We start from the raw sequence: 364 nt of genomic DNA, 5'->3' as shown, positions 1-364 counted from the left end.
ACCTCCTTCTGCTTCGACCTCTCCATCTACGAAATCTTCCTGCCCTTAACCACAGGGCAAACCTGCATCCTCATCGACAACATCCTCGCCCTGGAAAAACTCGATGAACACAGCAAACAACAGATCAGCCTCATCAACACCGTCCCCTCGGCCGCCAAAGTCCTGCTCGACCGCAAAGCCTTCCCCGCCGGTGTCAAAGTCCTCAACCTCGCCGGCGAACCCCTCAAAGCAGCCCTTGTAGACCGCCTCTACACAGAAACCCCCATCGCCCAGGTCTACGACCTCTATGGCCCCTCAGAAGGCACCACCTACTCCAGCTACGTCAAACGCCAGGCCCAAGGCATAGAAACCATAGGCTGGCCCG

General features: G+C 57.7%; 1 protein-coding gene. It reads left to right on the top strand.

The window, feature by feature from the left end; genetic code table 11:
- A partial coding sequence (locus ACO0LH_RS28575) for an AMP-binding protein (protein ID WP_422944538.1) occupies positions 1-364 on the top strand: 364 nt, incomplete at both ends.

The sequence above is a fragment of the Undibacterium sp. TJN19 genome, assembly GCF_049339485.1.
GTDB lineage: Bacteria > Pseudomonadota > Gammaproteobacteria > Burkholderiales > Burkholderiaceae_D > Undibacterium.
This window is presented reverse-complemented; position numbering and strand designations above follow the sequence as displayed.